General features: G+C 41.9%; 15 protein-coding genes. 3 read left to right on the top strand and 12 right to left on the bottom strand.

The window, feature by feature from the left end; all coding sequences use genetic code 11:
- Window positions 1-568 precede the first annotated feature (568 nt).
- A complete protein-coding gene (locus EFA47_RS07880; protein ID WP_122642773.1) occupies window positions 569-2,101 on the top strand; it encodes an ABC-F family ATP-binding cassette domain-containing protein in 1,533 nt (510 codons plus the stop codon).
- 79 nt (window positions 2,102-2,180) lie between these two features.
- On the opposite strand, the gene EFA47_RS07885 is transcribed toward EFA47_RS07880, so the two are convergent.
- The 5 genes from EFA47_RS07885 to EFA47_RS07905 form a co-directional block, all read right to left on the bottom strand.
- Entirely contained in the window at window positions 2,181-2,432 is a 252-nt protein-coding gene (locus EFA47_RS07885; protein ID WP_122642774.1) for a hypothetical protein, read from the bottom strand.
- A 217-nt stretch (window positions 2,433-2,649) separates the two neighbouring features.
- Window positions 2,650-3,009 (bottom strand): hypothetical protein, encoded by a 360-nt coding sequence (locus EFA47_RS07890; protein ID WP_122642775.1) that lies wholly within the window; start codon window positions 3,007-3,009, stop codon window positions 2,650-2,652.
- A 105-nt stretch (window positions 3,010-3,114) separates the two neighbouring features.
- The gene (locus tag EFA47_RS07895) at window positions 3,115-3,633 is read right to left on the bottom strand and encodes a hypothetical protein (protein WP_122642776.1); all 519 of its coding nucleotides are present in this window, start codon (window positions 3,631-3,633) and stop codon (window positions 3,115-3,117) included.
- Between the two features lie 273 nt (window positions 3,634-3,906).
- Window positions 3,907-4,155, bottom strand: coding sequence for a hypothetical protein (locus tag EFA47_RS07900; RefSeq protein ID WP_122642777.1), 249 nt, complete (start codon window positions 4,153-4,155; stop codon window positions 3,907-3,909).
- Window positions 4,156-4,469: 314 nt separating this feature from the next.
- Window positions 4,470-6,062 carry an Mbeg1-like protein gene (locus EFA47_RS07905; RefSeq protein ID WP_122642778.1) on the bottom strand — a complete coding sequence of 531 codons (1,593 nt, stop codon included), beginning with the start codon at window positions 6,060-6,062 and terminating at the stop codon, window positions 4,470-4,472.
- Between the two features lie 162 nt (window positions 6,063-6,224).
- Between EFA47_RS07905 and EFA47_RS07910 the strand changes: the two genes are divergently transcribed.
- Window positions 6,225-7,832 (top strand): IS1182 family transposase, encoded by a 1,608-nt coding sequence (locus tag EFA47_RS07910; protein ID WP_122642779.1) that lies wholly within the window; start codon window positions 6,225-6,227, stop codon window positions 7,830-7,832.
- Between the two features lie 258 nt (window positions 7,833-8,090).
- Here EFA47_RS07910 and EFA47_RS07915 read toward each other — a convergent pair whose 3' ends face one another.
- From EFA47_RS07915 to EFA47_RS07945, 7 genes are all read right to left on the bottom strand, one after another.
- Entirely contained in the window at window positions 8,091-9,473 is a 1,383-nt protein-coding gene (locus tag EFA47_RS07915) for a radical SAM protein (RefSeq protein WP_122642780.1), read from the bottom strand.
- 238 nt (window positions 9,474-9,711) lie between these two features.
- A complete protein-coding gene (locus EFA47_RS07920) occupies window positions 9,712-10,119 on the bottom strand; it encodes a hypothetical protein (RefSeq protein WP_122642781.1) in 408 nt (135 codons plus the stop codon).
- A gap of 148 nt (window positions 10,120-10,267) precedes the next feature.
- Entirely contained in the window at window positions 10,268-11,194 is a 927-nt protein-coding gene (locus EFA47_RS07925) for a hypothetical protein (RefSeq protein WP_122642782.1), read from the bottom strand.
- Between the two features lie 44 nt (window positions 11,195-11,238).
- Entirely contained in the window at window positions 11,239-11,535 is a 297-nt protein-coding gene (locus EFA47_RS07930; RefSeq protein WP_206215520.1) for a hypothetical protein, read from the bottom strand.
- Window positions 11,536-12,324: 789 nt separating this feature from the next.
- The gene (locus tag EFA47_RS07935; RefSeq protein WP_122642783.1) at window positions 12,325-12,837 is read right to left on the bottom strand and encodes a GtrA family protein; all 513 of its coding nucleotides are present in this window, start codon (window positions 12,835-12,837) and stop codon (window positions 12,325-12,327) included.
- Between the two features lie 5 nt (window positions 12,838-12,842).
- Entirely contained in the window at window positions 12,843-15,278 is a 2,436-nt protein-coding gene (locus EFA47_RS07940; protein WP_122642784.1) for a beta-glucosidase, read from the bottom strand.
- 15 nt (window positions 15,279-15,293) lie between these two features.
- Window positions 15,294-18,350 (bottom strand): glycoside hydrolase family 3 protein, encoded by a 3,057-nt coding sequence (locus EFA47_RS07945; RefSeq protein WP_122642785.1) that lies wholly within the window; start codon window positions 18,348-18,350, stop codon window positions 15,294-15,296.
- Window positions 18,351-18,496: 146 nt separating this feature from the next.
- Between EFA47_RS07945 and EFA47_RS07950 the strand changes: the two genes are divergently transcribed.
- Window positions 18,497-19,654, top strand: coding sequence for an AraC family transcriptional regulator (locus EFA47_RS07950; RefSeq protein ID WP_122642786.1), 1,158 nt, complete (start codon window positions 18,497-18,499; stop codon window positions 19,652-19,654).
- The last annotated feature ends 118 nt before the right edge of the window (window positions 19,655-19,772 follow it).

The following is a 19,772-nucleotide window of genomic DNA, read 5'->3' on the forward strand; positions in this document are numbered from 1 at the left end:
CAGGTGTTCCATTCTGTAGTATCATAGCTCTGAGGAATTTTACCACGAGGAGAATGACCATGAATTACTTTTTTACAAGTCAATTGAAAAGGAAAACCATCTCTGTACAATTCATACCGATGAAACATTGTACAGAGTATAGCGTATAAAAACGCATTTTGATTTCATCGGAAAGCCAAAGGGGGAGTCTGCCTTTTTTCGGGAACGACTCTCTGGTTTTCCGTATGAAACAGGATGTGTGATGAGGCTATGGGCAATGTTTTGTCCATAGCCTTTTGTTTTACATAGCTACTCGAAACGGCAGAAGGCGGATACATGTCAAATGTATTGGTCTTCTGCCGTTTTTTATGATATAGGAAAGTTCTCCGAACTTCCTATATCATAAAAACACACTTCGTGTGACGATGCGCAGCTCGCGGAGTGGAATTTAGCGGTTCACGCGTCTACGTTCCACTTCCGTCGTTGCTAAACGAGCGTCACAGGCGCTCAGCAACGCTCGCGCGGAGAATGTGCCAAGGCACATTCTTTGTTCTTGTCGAAAACAACTTTAAGAAAGGATGAATCAAAAATGAGCTTATTAGAAATCGAACATTTAACACACTCTTTTGGAGAGAATCTGCTTTACCAAAATGTTTCACTCTTCCTGAACAAAGGAGAACACATCGGTATTGTAGGTCAAAACGGAACCGGGAAATCCACATTCATTAAAATCTGTACCGGACATCTGATACCGGATGAAGGGCGGCTCGTATGGCAGACCGGCATCCATACCGGTTATCTGGATCAATATGCGGAAATTGATTACAACATGACTATGGGACAGTTCCTGAAATCAGCATTTTCCAATCTCTATGAAATAGAATCTAAAATGGAACGACTTTACTGTCTGGCTGCCGCCGGGGATTCCGCCGCTTTGAATCTTGCTGCCCGATATCAGGAACAGCTTGAACAGGCCGACTTTTATTCCATTGACACGATGATTGACCGGGTAGCAGTGGGACTAGGCTTATCTGCCATTGGACTTCATCGCCCGATCAGCGAAATGAGCGGCGGACAACGTGCCAAGGTGATTTTAGCCAAGCTGCTTTTAGAAAAACCGGATGTACTGCTTCTTGACGAACCCACCAATTTTTTAGACAAAAACCATGTAACATGGCTGTCTGACTATTTGTCCACGCTGGATCATGCATTTATGGTCGTGTCTCATGACTATGAATTTCTAAGCAAGGTTACAAACCGTATTTTTGATATTGACAATAAAACCATTACCAAATATTACGGAAACTATAAGGAATTTTTGAGGAAAAAGACACTTCTGCGTGAAGATTATGTACGCCAGTACGCCGCACAGCAGAAAGAAATCAGGAAAACAGAAGAATTTATCCGAAAAAATATCGCCGGCAGAAAGTCACGCATGGCCCGCGGCCGTCAAAAGCAGCTTGACCGTATGGAAAAGATGGAGGCTTTAGACTTAAAAGAAATCAAGCCAGCCTTCCATTTTCCCTCACTTCCGCTGACAAATACCATGCATTTAATCGTAAAGCAGTTAGCCATCGGATATCACTATCCACTGTTGTCCAATCTGGATTTTCATATTCAGGGCGGACAGAAGGTTGTCATAACCGGCTTCAACGGCATCGGCAAATCTACCTTGTTAAAGACTCTGACCGGAGCACTGCCGGCTATCCATGGATATTTCAAGCTGTCAGACCAAGTAAGCATCGGATATTTCCAGCAGGACCTGAACTGGGATGCCCCAAAACTTACGTCAATTCAAATCATGTCAGATGCCTTTCCGGAACTTGTCACAAAGGAAATCCGTAAGCATCTGGCACAATGTGGCGTATCAAGTAAACATGCCATGCAGGCAATCGGCACCTTAAGCGGAGGTGAACAGGCAAAAGTAAAAATATGCCTGCTGACACAAAAGCCCTGTAATTTCCTGATCATGGATGAACCGACCAATCACTTAGATGTTCAGGCAAAGGAGGCTTTAAAAACTGCATTATCCGAATTTCCGGGAACCGTCTTACTCGTCTCCCATGAGGAGGCTTTTTACCGGAACTGGGTACAGCGAATCATCAATATTGAACATCCATAGAAAACGCACAAAAGTCTGCCGGTAAAATTTCCGACAGACTTTTGTCTAATGCTTTCAATAAAATATGCCAAATGGTTTTCTATGGAAGAACCGGCACACTTTCTACCTTCTCTTCAAAAAAGCGGTCTGCTATATATCCCGCAGACTCTGCCCAAAAAGCATTTTCTGTATTTTGCAGTACTTCATAAGTTTGTGAATGATAAAATTCCCAGGCTGCATCCTGAAAAGACAAATTTTTCTTTTCTTTAATAATATCTATCACATCCCTAATCTGAATACACATATTCATAGTAATATCCTTACCATTGAAAAAATATTTTCCTGTAAGCATCAGCCTACCCCCTTCCGATTCGCAAGGGTTAAATATTTTAAGGCATCTGCTGTATGAAACGAAACCTGATTATTTACTTTGTTATAGCGTAACCGTTCCACAACTTCCTCTCCTGATTTTGTATATATTTACTAAATATGTTTAAAACTATATCACCGCCTGATATGCGATTGATATTTTTCAATCTACACTATTATATACATTTTAAGGAAGAACTTCAAGCAAATATCTTTCCGTTTCTTACCGTTAATTTTAGTTTCTTGTGCTGATTCTTTTGAAGACAATAAATCATGCCTTTGTTTATCTTAACCTCTATTTCCTCCTCCCACTTTGCAGGAATATAAATAACCACTTTCTTTCCACCATAATACTGCACAATCAGGTTTTCGTTGAATCCATCCCGAATCTCAACAATACATCGGCTCTTGTTCACCTGAACACACTTCTTTTCCCTCACTGAGACTACAAGGGTCCGAATCTTTTGTCCTTTTACTTCCATCCTGATACGGGCAAGTCCCTGATATAATGCGGAAATAAAAGATTGTTCCGCTCTTCTCATCTGATATGCCGCCTCCACACTATGCCTCCTTGTTCCAAATCAAATTTTTATCTTGCCTTAATATATCCCACTACTATTGCTATTTTATCAGAGTTCCATTTACAATTTATTAATTCACAGCCTTCAGACCACGCTATATCTGATTTCTTTTAAAAATGGACTCTTTTCCAGCTCCCTTTGAAAATGGTTTGGCAGACACAGTACTGCCGGTCTGCAAATTGTAATCTCTTCTGTCACTGTCAAAAGATACGCCACAAACTGGGAACAGAAAAAATGATTTTTCCAGTTGAACGGAATATGCAGTAGGCAGAACGCCACGCCCAGTCTTGTATAATGAAACTGCTCTTTATGTTCTATAAAATAAATAAGCTGCTCTCTCATCCGTTCATAGTCTGATTCTGAAACATTGATTTCATAGGATACACTTTTCACCACTCCCCGGTGTCTGTGCTTTTCAAGTGTTTCCGTACAGAATCCTCTGTAATTAAAGCTGTAATAGGTTTTCCCTCCATCTAAAGATATGGAAGCGTGCGTATATCCCCTTCCACCTATATAATAGAGAAAAGAGGATATACAATCGGAATACTTTGTCAGTAAAATGTAGACTGCATTTCTTTCGCCGTTTTTTGATTTTTTACCCATACAGGATGCTCCTCTCTGATTTACATGAAAGAACTTTACCACTGTATTATTTGACTTTTGTCTGCTTTTTGTTTGAATTCTATTAAAAAAAGCAGCCTATCTTCTCGGATAGGACTGCCCATGTGCTGCTGCTGTTTCTAGCTGCATTTTTCTTATTTTTTTCTTTTTACAGCTACAGCAATTACTCCAACAACCACGACTACTAATACGACAATAACTACTTTTGCTAACATATGTACATCCTCCTTTATCTGGTGATATTTCTTAATTATGTTAATGTTTCTTTCCATTCTCTCTGGCAGCACTTTCCTCGGCAAGCCTTTTTCTCGCCTCTTCAACGGTCTCACCGTCTTTTGTAAGGAACTGGTCGACGAAGGTATCTACCATCTTATTGAACCCGCCTACTGCGCCTTCTTCAATCTTCTTATAGCCTCCAACAACACCATGTTCGATCTTTTTGTATCCGCCTACTACCTCTTTTGCAATTTTTTCATTTGCTTTTACTAATTTTGATTTTGCCATAAAAATCCCTTCCTTTTCCCTATTTGTTTTTCTTCACAATTTTGGCCGCGATACCCACAATTACTACAACTACAGCTACAATAATGACTTTTACCAACATATCTCTTCTCCTCTCTGTTTTCTTTTGTATGTCTAAATCTTATCGTAAGATTGTTTCTCTTTCGTTTCCCTTTTGTTTTTGAAATATTAAAACACCGTATATTGTTTCAAATGTTCCGGGAATCGTCTCAGATTCATCTCCGGTTCCGCAACAATCCATCCCAGCAGCTTCTGCACCCTGTCTGTCCATCACCTTTTTTACAAAAAAGGTCTTTTCAGATTTCCTTTCCGCTGTGATAGATTTTTACAACCACCGTTCCAAACCCATAGAGAATCAGAACCGAGCCCATACTCATCATTTTCTGCCAGGATGCCGCCTCCGGCGTCACCAGTGATACACATCCCATGAAAAATATTAGTACACTTATGACTGCCGCCCCATACTTTCTTATCCTTCCACTCTGCCACTGGACTGCTCTCTTTAAAAGATACAGAGAGAAAAACAGAAATAACAGACCAAGCAGAAGGCTCCCCGAAACGAGAAGGACACTGTGGTGCGTGACAAAAAATACGGTCAACGCGAAGGTTCCCATGTAAGTCATCAGCTTTTTTTGTTTTATTCTCCTGTCGTGGTTCTCTGCCATGGCACAGTCCACCGTCTTTTTGACACTCCACACCAATCCTGCCAGAGAAAGTACGGTTCCTATACTTTGAATTGCAAGTCTGGGAGCAAGCAGGAAAATCAAACCTGCTAAGATGATCAGACCGCCCCGGATGCCTTCTTTGGATTTGAGGCTTTCTCTGATGTTGGTTCTTTTTACATTCGCCCAAAAGGACTTGATCAATTTTCCCATGACAATTTTCGTCCTGCTCTCGGATTCCGCAATGGAAATAAGAATGGTACCAAAGCCGTCCAACCCTCCCTCCGCGATTTCGGAAATTGTTTTTGCCCCGTTGGCCTGTAATGCGTCAAAAAAATCCTTCGTGAAAATCTCCCTCTGCTCCATATCTGCAGATTCAATCCATGTATCAAAAATCTGGTTATAAAAGCGGCTTTTTTCTTCCAGACTGGCAAGGGTGCAGAGTTTGTCCCCCTCTACGCCCCATGTCATCAGGTCGTGCTGCATCAACCCATGTCCGCTGCTTTTTACAATGATTGGTTCCTCCTTTGGCGCAAACAGCATCCCAATGACACTGAATCCGGGAATGATTCTCGTGATTTTATTGCGGATATTCTCATACCCCTCCTCATCTATCATCTCTTTGCAGATTCCCGGACCGTCATTGTTGTAGATTTGAATAAGCCGCTCCTGAAGGTCCTTTCCGCACCTCATTGCCGCATAGACCGCCAGATTCCCTCCTTTGGAATGACCGCCCACACGATAAATCTGACCTTTTTCTTCCATTCTTTTCTCCAAATATTCCACTGCCATCTGCTGTGCCAAAACGACTTTATAGCTGATAGAGAAATCTTCCCGCCAACCCACAATTGACTCATCCGTTCCACGAAATGCCAGATAACAGGTTCCGTCATCCAAGGCAATCTGCATGGCTGCAAACTGTACCTCTTCCTCTGTTTCCCACTTTTCCACATAACCACGCAGCACCCCGTTTCCATATCTCTTCGAGCCTGCCATGGCATATAGAATCTGGTCGTCTGCCCTGTCCTGGCGTTTCCCGGCCGCTTTCATAGCAAAATAGATTTCAGAGGCCTCTCTGACGGTGATTCCGTCCTGGTTTTCTGTTACAATCCCTTTAAAATCCAGATAAACAAGGCAGGAAAGCACCAGATTATCCGCATCACAAAAGCTGCGCTCCGTAAAATCCAGATCTCCCCGCCATTTTAAATAAGACAAAATATTTCCCATACGTGAATCCTCCCTTTCTGCTGTCACAACTGAATAAATGGTTTATTAGAAAGGGGGCGTTGCAAAATAGGTGAGTAATCACCTATGGAGCAGCGCTCCTTTTTTGTACCCTAAAATAGAAAACGGACTCCGAAGAGTCCGCAATCCATGGTATAATAAGATATGTCAAGTAAATTAAAATACCATAAAAATTATACCGAATTTGGCGAACCTTATCAACTGGTTTTGCCATTAAATTTGGAAGGTTTGGTTCCTGATGATGATTCTGTTCGACTGCTCAGCCACGAATTGGAGGATTTAGATTACAGCTTGCTGTATCAGGCTTACTCTGCAAAAGGCAGAAATCCCGCAGTCGACCCAAAGACCATGTTCAAGATCCTGACCTACGCTTATTCTCAAAACATTTATTCTTCAAGAAAAATGGAAACAGCTTGCAAAAGGGATATCAACTTTATGTGGCTGTTAGCTGGACAAAAGGCTCCTGATCACAGCACGATTGCCCGCTTTCGTACCGGATTTTTGGCAGATGCCTGTGAAAATCTCTTTTACCAGATGGTAAAACGTTTGGGGGATTCCGGGGAACTGTTAAAGGAGACTGTATTTATTGACGGGACAAAGTTAGAGGCCTGTGCAAACAAATATACGTTTGTCTGGAAAAAATCCGTAGGAAAGTGGGAAGAAAAAATGTTTCGGAAGATACAGGAAACCATACAGCTTCTGAACAAGGAATACCTGCAGGATTTTTCTGTCACTTCAGAATCAAGGACCCAGGATTTACAGAACATAGTCCGGTTTTTAGAAAACCGATGCCAGAGAGACAACACCGTTTTTGTCCACGGACGAGGAAAAAAGAAAAGCAAAAACCAACGGTATTTAGAGCTTTTTCGCAGATTTCTTGAACGACAAAGCGTTTATGACTGGCATACGGCAAGTTTTCAGGGAAGAAATAATTATTGTAAAACAGATCCGGATGCAGCCTTTATGCATATGGAAGATGACCATATGAGAAATGCACAGTTAAAGCCCGGGTATAATGTACAGATTGCAGTAGACAGTGAATATATCGTAGCAGCAGATATTTTTCAGGATCGAAATGATGTCTGGACATTGGTTCCTTTTTTAAAGACAATGGAAACGAATCTGGGTTTCCGTTATCCGAGTGTAACGGCTGATTCAGGATATGAAAGTGAAGAAGCGTATACTTATCTGAGAAGTGCAGAGCAAAAACCATACATAAAACCACAGACTTATGAGAAATGGAAGAAACGGAGCTTCAAGCAGGATATCAGCAAACGTGAAAATATGGGATATGACCAAGAAGCAGATATATACATTTGTCATGCAGGGAAATCCCTGTCCCCACTTTTTATCAAAAAGCAGAAAAGCAAGAGCGGGTATGAATCGGAAGTAACCGTTTACGAATGTGAAGACTGCAACGGATGTGCTTATAAAGAAAAATGTACTAAAGCAAAAGGAAATAAGCGGTTATACATTTCAAAAAGCTTTCTGGAAAAACGACAGGAATCCTATGAAAATATCCTAAGTGAAACGGGAATCAAATATCGGATGAACCGTTCCGTCCAGGCAGAGGGAGCCTTTGGTGTTTTGAAAAATGATTACGAATTTCAAAGATTTCTGCTGCGAGGGAAAACCAAGGTAAAACTGGAGATTATTTTGCTGTGTATGGGATACAACATCAATAAACTGCATGCAAAAATCCAGAGGGAACGCACTGGAAGTCATCTTTTTCCAGTAAAAGAGACCGCTTAAAAAACAAGAAAAACAAAGCATTATTAAAGTACGCCAAAAATCCGGAAGGATTCCTGAAACAAAAGGATTCCATCCGGATTTTTCCTATATAGAGCGAGGGTGCCGCTCAATCATCTAATTTGATGATTTTGCGACACCCTCTTCCCATGTATTTCTCTATTACAACGTCTGACAAGCCTTTTTACTTTCCAAATTTTCCTGTTTTTCAGAATATCGTTTCTTTGCCCCGGCAATCCCTTTTGCGACATACCCTGTTATTTACTCGTTCACTGCCCTCTTACATCTGCCGCAGGAAGCACAGCCACTGTGAGACTTAACCCACAGTCTGTCAGCCACCGGCGCCCATTTTTCTGCCGCCTCCACGCATTTATCAGAAAATTCTTTTGCTGTTTCCAGATTCTGATAGTCTGTACTTTTCGCCTGACTCTTCTCCACCAGTTCTGTCAGTCTTCCCGGATTATCCAGTACCGGGCATGGACGGAGCATATTATCATTCCATGGCTGGTTATCATGGTAACCCATAAATAACGGGGAGCGGTACGACTCCAGCAAGGTTTTTTCCCGGATATTGGAGTCAGAATAATGGATAAATGCACATGGCTCAATGTCGCCGTTGGCATTGATATGGCAGTAACAGCGTCCTCCTGCAATGCAGCCGCCCACATACTCTCCGTCATTCCAAAAGTCTACGGTAAACAGTGGTTTTGTCTGACGGTATTCCCGGATTTTATGGTACATCATCTCTCTCTGCTTGGCAGTGGCGATCAATTCCTTGACCGCGCCTTTTCCAACCGGCATATAAGTAAAGAACCATGCAAACTTCGCTCCCATGTCAATCATCTGGTCAAAGTACGCCTCGCTGCCAATGATTTTTGCATTTGCGGATGTATAACAGCATGAAATACCAAAAGGCAGTTTCTTTTCTCTCAAGATACTCATCGCCCGTACAATCTTCTGATAGGTTCCCTCGCCTCTCCTGGAATCGGTTGCCTCCTCAAAGCCCTCAATGCTGATGGCCGGAACAAAATTCTGAACCCGGAGTATTTCCTTGGCAAACGCCTCATCAATCAGGGTTCCGTTTGTAAAGGCAGAGAATACGCAGTCTGGATGGGCGTCACACAGCCGGATGATATCCTTCTTTCTCACAAGTGGCTCCCCGCCGGTAAAGAGATATACATACGTTCCAAGCTCCACGCCCTGGGTGACAATAGAATCCATCTCCTCGTAGCTTAAATTCATTTGATTACCGTATTCCGCAGCCCAGCATCCGGTACATTTTAAGTTGCAGACGCTGGTGGGATCTAAGAGAATTGCCCAGGGTACGTTACAATTATATTTTGCCTTATTTTCTTTCTGCCGCTGATACCCGAGCAGACAGCCGTTGATGATCAGATTTTCAAACAGACGGTTCCTTACACCTGGATCAATATCCGTCCACAGGCTTATGACAAGCTGGTGCCAGTTGTTGTCCTTGTCCATGGCAACCTGGCGGATGGCATCCCTTTGTGTCTTTAATGTATTTTTCCGGTCAAATCTGTCAAACCAGTCTAACAGTTTCGGGAGATTCTTCTCCGGCTTTTTGTCCATGTATGAAAGTGCCTGTCTGATTGCAAACGCGCTTATATTTTCTTTGAATGTCATATGTTTTTACCTCTTTCTTTTGTATTCTTCATTGATTTGATGATAGTATGATACCTTTTCTTTATTTCCATATTGTTGGAGAATTGTTTTTGTATGATTAATTTTCCTGTATCTATGGCTATAACGTAAAAAAACTGCCAGTATCCATTTTCAGGTCACTGACAGTTATCCTCTCTACTGTTTTTAAAAAAGCGGCGTAAATATTTTAAGCAGCTCCGCTAAAAGCCGGTTCTGCTCTCTACAAGGTATCGAATTTCTCACCATGCTTCTGTTCATCTATATACAATTCCCGCGGCAGGATATTGGGATATGCGTGCCACTGCCGGATTGACAGCGCATCGCTGCCTCCGGTCAGTTCCTTTACCGTTCCATCAGCAAACGTAAATATCCCTTCCACGTTATCAAAAATCAGTGTTGCCACCGGATTGTCTGGGACTTGGAATGTGACGCCCCATATAGTGGCATTTCCCACATGGGTTTTGATTTCATAAACGCCGTCCTCCACCTCGATTCTTATCCGGTACAGCGTAGGAATAAATCCGTCTAACTCTCTCATAAACGACCAGTCCTCATGGGTGATTGTCATCTGCCCTTCCGGGTAATGTTTCCCGGTCTGCAGATCATATACGGAAGCTTCATCTGCCAATGTTACTTCTGGATTATAATCTTCATAATTGAATTGTTATCCTCCTTAATTTTTTAATCTTAATTGCCTTGAATCTGTTTATTTTTCATTGCTATTTTCATGTATTTTCTATTCTCTCCTCCTACTACTAATATCTTAATCATCTTTATTACGCCTTCCTGTTTTGCATTTTCATTTTGTTCGCCATACATACACCATAGATTCCCATGCCCGACACCATCAGGCAGACGATGACGCCTGTAATTCCATTCATAAGCGCCTTACTTCCCTGAACCTCCATATTTCCAAAGGAGGCAAACATTGCCGTCTGAAGCGACAGTACAGACACACAGGCATCTGCATAGCCGATACTTCGGACTGCAACTAAAAGCGGTGTATTCATCTTTCTTGTCTTCATCAAATTTCGCACTGCTAAAGGTACTTTGATAAAGGTGTAAAGCGCTATCATGTAAATCGTCATCCCAGGATAACTCCTGCCTCCTTCCGAGTGTACCATCAGGATTACCATTCCGCCAAGTACAACTGTCAACAGAATAATATTTATACTACAAACCTTATAAATCTGAATTTCTTTTTGCCGCGATAACGGATGGCTTCTACTTCCTGGCAGTTTTCGTTCATTACGAACGGTCCATGCCCTCATAATACTTAGAAAAAGATAATAGACAGCAAGAGTAATGTACCAGGGTGAACGGCTCATAAACCCGATGATTCCATGAAACGCAGCAAAGGCGATGTTCAGAAGCAGGCCTGCCGCTGCCGTTGTAAAGGTGCGGAAACGGTAATCCTCCAAAAAATATTTTATCCCTTTGTATCTCTTAGCCAGCCGATCAACTATATAAGTAAGCATGTTTCTTACTGCCTTCATATCCATCACAATATACAGACATGAAGGAAACGTGGTTCCGGCAGTGCACACGTAGAGGACAAATTCCTCCTCTTTTGAAAACCGCCCTGTTTCTATCTGCCAAAATGAAAGTGCCGCAAATAGAATGGCTGCAATATATAGAAGCATCCGAATCCATGCCTTTAAGACGGGCGGCCTCCATTTTCTGTTTTTTAATTTATCCCACATCCGTTTTGTCACCGCCTTTTACACAATTTTCCTCAATAAGGTGCTTATAAGATATAAGTTATCTTCGCTTTGCTAAAAATGCAGCAGACCTTTTTTATCTGCCGCATCTCCTGATTGATACTGTCTATTTCCGGTTGTTTTATTTCAGCCCTTTTGCGAAAGGTATCAGACAGAGAAATACAACGATACCAATCAATCAGTCCAATGACAATCCCCAGCACCATATTGCTCCATACCATCGTCAGACACATCCCTACGCCAAGCAGCAGCGCACCGATAATTCCAATCAGGAATGCCCCGATTGTCTTCCTGGATATTTTAATCGGTGCCTTATGCTCCATCTTTCACCATACAAGACATCCTCTCATTGCCTTTAGTTTTATTGTTTGTTTTCTGTTGATAGTAAAAGCATACACCCTTACTGTTTGTGTTTTGTTTGACTTTTGTTTCTGAATTATTAATTCCGGCTGTTTCTAATTAGAATTTTTTCTTAATAGGACTCCTGTTGTCTGTCCCACAGCGCCTTAATCCCGAAGATTACCAATCCTATTATAGAAATTCCTGCCACTGCCTTTAAAAATGTTTTCATACATTTCCTCACTTTCTGTCCTCAATATTCGGACCATTCCTAATTGTGTTTTGTTGTTTCTGCTTTCTGTATAGCAGTTTATAACATAAATATTTTTGATTTATCTTATGTCTGTATCTTACAGTGACTGTATTTATGAACCGTTTGTATCTTGTTTCTGAAATGTTAATTTCATTTCCGTTATAAATTTACTCCTGCGCAGAACCGGTAATGAGTCCCGATAATGCACACCAAAACAAAGTAATGGCGTTTTAATGTTCTCCATGCTCCTTTTCCCTCACCTTTTATTACTTGCAGCATCTTCTCTTCCTCTCAATCTTATTTCGTTGTATCTGGGCAAAAACTGCGCCTACAATAGCAATCACTATAATTACAGACTCATTCATCTATGGTCTCCTCACTTTCTGATGTGATTATCCCATACGATTGTTTCTGTTCTGTTTGTTTCCTATTTCTGTATGATTAAAAATGCTGCCGGATATCTCTCTGATACCTGACAGCACTTATCCCTCATAATTTTATTTTCAAACTTTAAATCACCTTATACTTCTGTATGTCCAGCCGGCATTATCCAGAATTTCATAGCGGGATAACTCACTACAACTTGAACAATAATATTTATAATATTTGCAAGTGTAGGCGCCGCCCCCTGCGTCACACCCAAATTCACCAAAAAAGCCTGACTGTAGGCCGGAAGTGCAGCAGATATTATGACCAGCACTACGGCTAGGATAATGTACTTTGGCACCGCCTTCCCGAATGCGGCATTGGAGCGAAATACTAAATTCTTCTGCACGAAGAAATTGACCGTCTGGGCTACTGCTGTTGCGGCAAGGAAGCTGAGAAAACCTCCTAACCCCAAATCACTTTCTACATTTGTATAGTTAAAAAAAAGAAACTGAAATGGTGTACTAGAATATTTTGTAAATATAAATCCGGTACATATCCACATTACGATAAAATTGACAACTGTTGCACAGTTTGACAGAATATTGAATAAAATAAATTCCCATAGATCCGGATGTTTATAAATCCATTTCTTTAGCACTGCCATTTTATCTATTCGCCCTCCAGTTTCTTCCTATATTTTTTGTTCTCCCGCAAATTTCGAAAATATCCAGCGATCAGTTTTTTCAATCCTTTGAAAAAATATCCGTTTACCATCGTTACCAACCCGTCTGCCATCTCCATACTGACCATCCCGCCTGTCATTTTTGCAATTCCCCGAAACGGCATATTATAGATAAAAAGTATATTCAAATTTGGTCTGCCTTTCTTTTCACTTTTTTCCTTCATATGAGTCAGTATTTTATAGATAGTTCTGCCAATCCTGCTTTTTGCGTAATAAAGCTGGCAGACCGCATCATTTAATTGCAGTTCCCCTGACCATACTCCATCTGGTATTTCTTCCCCGAGAAGCCGTTCAAACTCTTCCTTACTTACATTTTGTATCTGTCCGGAATAATAAGCGGGCATTTCCTCTTTCTTATACGGCTGTTTTTCCGTTGTTCCTGTAACCTCTAATATTCCTGACAGTCTGATGTCAGCGCTGCTGGCCCCAATCATAATCTGATAGGTTCCCCCTTCAGTCTCCCAATCATTTGTACTGACATTCCAGTACCGGAACGTTTTATCATCGAAAGGCAATTCTACTCTTCTGCTTTCTCCTGTTTTCAAAAACACTTTTGTAAATCCTTTTAGTTCTTTCGCGGGACGAAAAATTTCCGCCTCCAAAAGTCCCACATATAATTGTGCGATTTCTGCCCCGTCCTTTTTTCCTGTATTCGTCAAAGTAAAACTTACACCGTTTTCTTTCACAGCTAGCTCAGAATAAGAAAATGTTGTATAGGACAACCCAAAGCCGAACGGATATTGCACCTGGATTCTACACGTGTCATAATAGCGGTAGCCCACAAAGATACTTTCCCTATATTCAGAATTTCGCTCCTTGCTTGGAAAGAACTGAAATGCCGGGGTATCTTTATAGCAAAGTGGATAGGTTTCGGCTAATTTCCCGGAAGGATTTTTCTCTCCTGAAATCAGCTCTAACATTGCTCCTGCACCTGCCTGACCTCCCAGATAACCATGAAGAATTCCTTTACAGTACATTTCCCATGACATTTCTATCACTGATCCTGCACTCAGCACACCAATGATATTGGGGTTTACCTCTTTTAGTTCCTTTAACAACTCAATCTGGTTATCAGGAATCCTCATATGTTCCCGGTCCATTCCCTCCGATTCACTGATTTCATCCAAACCAAAACAATAAATAATCACATCAGAACACTTTGCAAGTGTAATTGCTGCAGATTGGAGGCCGTTGTCTTTCTTGCCATCTCTTCTGTAACCTTTTGCGTAACCGGTAAAATCCGGGAAGTACGTTTCTGCCATGTCCTTTATATTTTCTATCTTTGTGGGATTTACCATCGAAGAGCCGGCCCCCTGATATCTTGGCTCTCCGGCAAAGTCTCCGACAATCCCCACCCGGCATTTTCTGGGAAGCGGCAATATGTAGTCTTCATTTTTTAACAATACCGTGCTTTCCACAGACGCTTTCCTTGCAAGCACATGGTGTTCATCAGCCAGTTCCTTACCAGCCTGTTTCTCTTCCCATGTTTTTTCCGCCTCAGACAGTTCCATCACCGCATCAAGAAGCGGCCCGACACAGCAGTCCAATTCTTTCATACTTAATTTTCCGGTTTGCACCGCAGAAATAATTTCCCGCGCAGAATCAAATCCGGGAGCCGGCATCTCCAGATTTGAGCCTGCTGCAACTCCGGCAGCATGGTCATTGGACGCGCCCCAGTCAGTAATCACAATTCCGTCAAACTTCCAATCTTTACGGAGAATATCCTGAAGAAGATGTTTGTTCTCATTTGCATATACACCATTGACCTCATTGTAGCTTGACATGATTGCCTTTGCTTGTCCCTCTTTTATGGCAATCTCAAATCCTGTCAGGTAGATTTCCCGCAGTGTCCGCTCATCCACTACCGCATTCATCGCCATTCTTCGGAGTTCCTGACTATTCACTGCAAAATGCTTCGGGCAAGCATATACTCCCTCACTTTGTATTCCTCTTACATAGGCAGCCGCCATTTTCCCTGACAAATAAGGATCCTCTGAAAAATATTCAAAATTGCGTCCGCACAGTGGACTCCGCTTGATATTCAATCCGGGTCCCAATAAAATATGTACCTTCTGGAACACTGCTTCTGTCCCAAGAGCTCTGCCAATTTCTTCCCCAAGATAACAGTCCCAACTGTTTGCTATGGTCGCCGCTGTTGGAAAGCAGGTCGCAGGAAGAGAGGCATTAAGGCCAAGATGATCTCCTGCCCCCGCCTGTTTCCGTAATCCATGAGGACCGTCAGAACAAAAAACAGATGGAATTTCCAGACGTGAAAAATCCCTCGTCTGCCATGTGTTTTTTCCACTTAAAAAAGCTGCCTTTTCCTCCAGTGTCATCTGATTGATTAATGCTTGATATTTCACGAAACTCTTCCTTTCCTACTGTTCCCCCTGAACTTTTTCTTTTCTCATTGTACGCTTCCCATTAACCACTATATTTAACACACAAGCAATCGCACCAGTAATTCCTAGAGCCAATCCCTGTTTTATGTAATCATCTCCGGCAAGAATACATACCGCCATTCCTGCACCAAAGATAAGTACACCGCATATTCCAGATAGAATAGAACTGAGTTTCCTGCGCTTCTCTGTATCGTTCTTTAAATTCCATGTCGCCAAAACCGCTGCAAGGACTGCTATCCCCGCAAAAACTACGTCTAGTACATACAAACCCTTCTGCCATAATGGTATAATCTTGACTATTTGGCTGCTGCTGGACAACCCATTCATTGTGTTCGATCTTGAGATTGCAAATGTAATATTTTTTGCTGCCCGCTGCATAGATGTAATCACCGTATTGTTCATATCCTCATCGGAGAGAACCCACAGTTCTGAGTCGGTGTTCAGCCACAAATCTGTACCCGCAGCCAGTCCGGCCCTCAAATCTTCATATGCAAATACTTCGAAAGAGGCCTGGTCAGTGATTGCCACTCCCTCAAATCCCCATTCGTTCCGAAGTATTTCTGTCATGAGCCCGTAATGAGCGCCCGCCCATTTTGTTCCAACCCGGTTCATGCCGACCATCACTCCATGTGCATTTCCTTCACGGACCGTTATCTCAAAAGGTTCAAGATATAATTCCCGGATACTCTGCTCATTTGCCATAATCGAGACACCCATCCGGTTAGTTTCCTGATCGTTCAATGCAAAATGCTTCATATAGACAAGCACACCTTTACTCTGTGCGCCTTTTACAACCGAAGCTCCCATTTTCCCGGACAGATAGTTGTCTTCTGAAAAGTACTCAAAATTCCTTCCGCTGTATGGTGTCCGGTGAATATTCATTGCAGGAGCATACCATCCGGTCACCTCAAGTTCAAGGCTGTCTTCACCGATACATTTACCAAACTCTTCCGCCAGTTTGTCATTCCATGTGGAGCCTAGTACGATTTCCGGCGGATAGGATGTGCCGTTCTCGCCGCCTACCAGAGTGCTGGAGATTCCTGCTGGGCCGTCTTTATCCTGTGTGGACGGAAGCTGTGTGGAATCAATTCCCATGGTCGCATATCCTCCGACACGTACAAGCTTATCCAGTTCTTCTGCGCTCATCTGTGAAATCAATGAATCCCATAGCGGATCATCGTACTCTGTTTCCATCAACATAGCGGTTGTCAGTTTTCCAAACTCTTCATCATACGTCTCTGTGACTGCCTTTTCCTCAACTGTATCTTCCACTACTGGTATCTTCAATGCTTCCACAAATGTCTCCGGAGCTGTGAAATTCCCGCCAGCATAGGTAGATGGCCATGTCCCTTCCCAGTCACTTCTGCTTAAGTATCGGAAATTTTCATCATACCTGGCGATATCCGCATCTTTAAACTGATTGCCAATGGCAGATTCCGTTTCTTTCGATACCGCATAAGTTGTACTGTCCAGACTTTCTATTGTTACTTGTGCCGCCAACTCCATATTTCCTTCGGCATCCATCTGGTTTGTTGTCGTATATCCTTTTTTCGCAAGAATGTTATTCAGGGCATTATGGACATCTGTGCCTACTGCAAAATAATAATCCCCTGCCTCCATAATATAAGTACTATATCCCTTCGCATCATAGGTTTTCATAATTTCTTTTGGGATCTCTACAGTTACTGTCTCCGATGCTCCCGGTTTCAGCATTCCTGTTTTTGTATAACCGGCCAATTCCACTGCAGATTTTTCAATCTGGTTCTGTCTGTCATATTCTGTGTAAGGAGACTGCATATAGACTTCTACTGTATGTTTTGCCTCCACATCTCCTGTATTCTTTACCGTCAGTTTCGCAAGATACTGCTCTTCTGCTTCCTCTAATATAAAGTCAGAATAGGTGAATTCCGAGTAAGACAGACCGTAGCCAAAGGGATATTGCACCTCTTCCGTATAGTTATAATTTTCCGCCTTTTCGTTCCCCAATACAACGTCTTCATATCGCGTCTCATAATACCGGTATCCCACATAGATACCTTCACTGTAAACCATATAAGTATTCCCGAAACTTTCCTGACTATTCACAATGTGATAGGCTCCCAGGTTCTGCATCGCAGGTGCACTTTGACTGTCATACGCATAGGTGTCTGTCAGTCTTCCGGAAGGAGAGACTTCTCCGTTCAGAAGTTCCCCCACTGCAGACGCCCCGTTTTCTCCAAGTCCCCCAATCCACAGTACCGCATTAATTCCCATAGACTTTAACACGCCAAGTTCCATTGGATTCTGTGTATTCAAAAGTACAACCACTTTTTCAAAATTCTGGCATGCGTAATTCAATACCTCTCTCTCCTGCTCATCAATCTGAAGATAATAGCTGCCGTTTTCAAGTGGTGTGCTCTGTATATCTGAACTCTCACCGCCGCTTCTCCCAATTACAACAATTGCCGCATCCTGATATTCTGTAAGACTGTTTTTCACCTCGTCCGTAAAGTTGGAAACTGGGGCTTCATTGACGGCAAACTCACCGTTTCCCATAGCATCCGGCACTGTTTTTCTGTATTTAGCCCCGTCCCCTTCTGTATAAAAATTCTGCAGTGTTTCATTTGTGGCAAATCCAGCCTCTTTTAGTCCGGTATATAAATCTTTCGCTTTCGATGTGTCTACCGATCCTGCACCGCTCCCCCCGTAAACCGGATCCACGCTGTCCTGTCCGAATACCGAGATATGCGAGCCTGTTTTTAAAGGCAGTGTCCCGTCATTTTCCAAGAGAACCGCCCCTTCTGCTTCAATCTGTGTACTGACAGAACGCAGATAGTTTTCCCTTTCCTGATCATCGTCATAATCAGATGAGAAATGCTCTGTCACCTCATCCTCAGAAGAAATAACCTTTTGGTTGGACATATTCAAGTAAACTGAAATGAGGTTGGAATAACGATCTGCATAGATGTTCCCTGCTACAAGTGCCACTATCGTTATAATGGCTGCAAACCATGCAACCCCCACTTGCAGGATTTTTCTTTTCTTTTGTTTCATAGCTTTTCTCCTCTGTTCCTTAAGATTTTTTATAACTTTTCTTAATTTATAACACTTGTCCACAATAATGTATTATAATATTCTTATCTTTATTATGTAAATTTTATATCACTTAGAAATATTTATACGAAAGGACTGGAAAAAATATGGATATAGAATTGATGTTGGAAAAATTCGTAAAATCTGTCCCCCTGACGAGTGCCTTTTACCAAGAAGGCAGGCTGAAAAAAATCCACAACGGGCAGGCTCTTTCAAACATACTTTCAGAACAGATTGCAAAAGAGTATCCTCCTGATGGAAACAATCTTCGCTTTCTCATTACTCCGGAATACCTGCAATTTGGATTTATTCGTCTGGAAGAAAACAACAGTTTCCTAGTTTTAGGTCCCGCCTCCCCATATGAACCAACATTAAATCAGATAAACACCTTTTTGTCCACTTATAAAATTCCCAGACAGAATGGCGCTGATGCAGCAGGTTGGTTTCACCATATTCTTGTTATGGATACGCCCAGATTTCGCAATCTCTTAGAATTCTTATACTATATTTTAACCGGGAACTCAGAAGAACCTCTAAGAATTTCCTATCACGCCACTAAAATGACTACTGTTTTTCATGCAGAAGATTTTTCAATAACAGGCCACTCCTTTCATAATCTGGAGAACTTGTCCGCTTCATGCATCAGGCATGGCCTTTACGACAAATTAGAGTCCATGATCCGCAAAGATTTTAATGAAGTTATTTCTCCAGAACTCGCCCCTTCTGCTATCCGTTCTTTAAAAAATGCATTAATCAGCGCCACTGCCGTTGCATGCCGGAATGCAATTCAGGGCGGACTCTCTTATGATACTGCAATCTCCCTGTCCGACTATTATATTGCTCAGGCCGAAAAACTATCGATTTATACAGATATCAAACAAACGATTGAAAATATGCTCCTTGACTATGCCAAACGGGTTTCCATTATACAATCGTTTCATTCCGATTCAGCTACAGTGAATTCTATTTGCCGTTACATCAACGCTCATATTTCCAATAAAATAACGGTAGCCGAAATCAGCGGCGCTGTCTCCTTGAACGCTTCCTATATCAGTCATCATTTTAAAGAAAAAACTGGATGTTCAATTTCTGACTATATCAATATACAAAAAGTAAAAGAAGCAAAACATTTATTAGAATCTACCAACCTTTCACTTTCTGAAATTTCTGAAAAACTAGCATTTTCCAGTCAGCAATATTTTCAGAAAATTTTCAAAAAGCAAGCCGGCATAACACCCTTGCAATACAAAAAGGAGCAGAGATAATCTCTGCCCCAGATTTGCTAAAATCTCTTTTGCATTTTCCCGGTAAATCTAAAAACAATTCAAATTGCTGGGTGAATTACTGAGTTGAAAGAAACATCATATCTGCGTACCATCATAT

This window comes from Luxibacter massiliensis (assembly GCF_900604355.1).
Taxonomy (GTDB): Bacteria; Bacillota; Clostridia; order Lachnospirales; family Lachnospiraceae; genus Luxibacter; species Luxibacter massiliensis.

Bases quoted from the DNA above. Each gene is read 5' to 3' on its own strand.
- EFA47_RS07880 (WP_122642773.1), top strand. From the start codon at position 569: ATGAGCTTATTAGAAATCGAACATTTAACACACTCTTTTGGAGAGAAT.
- EFA47_RS07885 (WP_122642774.1), bottom strand. From the start codon at position 2,432: ATGCTTACAGGAAAATATTTTTTCAATGGTAAGGATATTACTATGAAT.
- EFA47_RS07895 (WP_122642776.1), bottom strand. From the start codon at position 3,633: ATGGGTAAAAAATCAAAAAACGGCGAAAGAAATGCAGTCTACATTTTA.
- EFA47_RS07900 (WP_122642777.1), bottom strand. From the start codon at position 4,155: ATGGCAAAATCAAAATTAGTAAAAGCAAATGAAAAAATTGCAAAAGAG.
- EFA47_RS07905 (WP_122642778.1), bottom strand. From the start codon at position 6,062: ATGGGAAATATTTTGTCTTATTTAAAATGGCGGGGAGATCTGGATTTT.
- EFA47_RS07910 (WP_122642779.1), top strand. From the start codon at position 6,225: ATGTCAAGTAAATTAAAATACCATAAAAATTATACCGAATTTGGCGAA.
- EFA47_RS07915 (WP_122642780.1), bottom strand. From the start codon at position 9,473: ATGACATTCAAAGAAAATATAAGCGCGTTTGCAATCAGACAGGCACTT.
- EFA47_RS07925 (WP_122642782.1), bottom strand. From the start codon at position 11,194: ATGTGGGATAAATTAAAAAACAGAAAATGGAGGCCGCCCGTCTTAAAG.
- EFA47_RS07930 (WP_206215520.1), bottom strand. From the start codon at position 11,535: ATGGAGCATAAGGCACCGATTAAAATATCCAGGAAGACAATCGGGGCA.
- EFA47_RS07935 (WP_122642783.1), bottom strand. From the start codon at position 12,837: ATGGCAGTGCTAAAGAAATGGATTTATAAACATCCGGATCTATGGGAA.
- EFA47_RS07945 (WP_122642785.1), bottom strand. From the start codon at position 18,350: ATGAAACAAAAGAAAAGAAAAATCCTGCAAGTGGGGGTTGCATGGTTT.
- EFA47_RS07950 (WP_122642786.1), top strand. From the start codon at position 18,497: ATGGATATAGAATTGATGTTGGAAAAATTCGTAAAATCTGTCCCCCTG.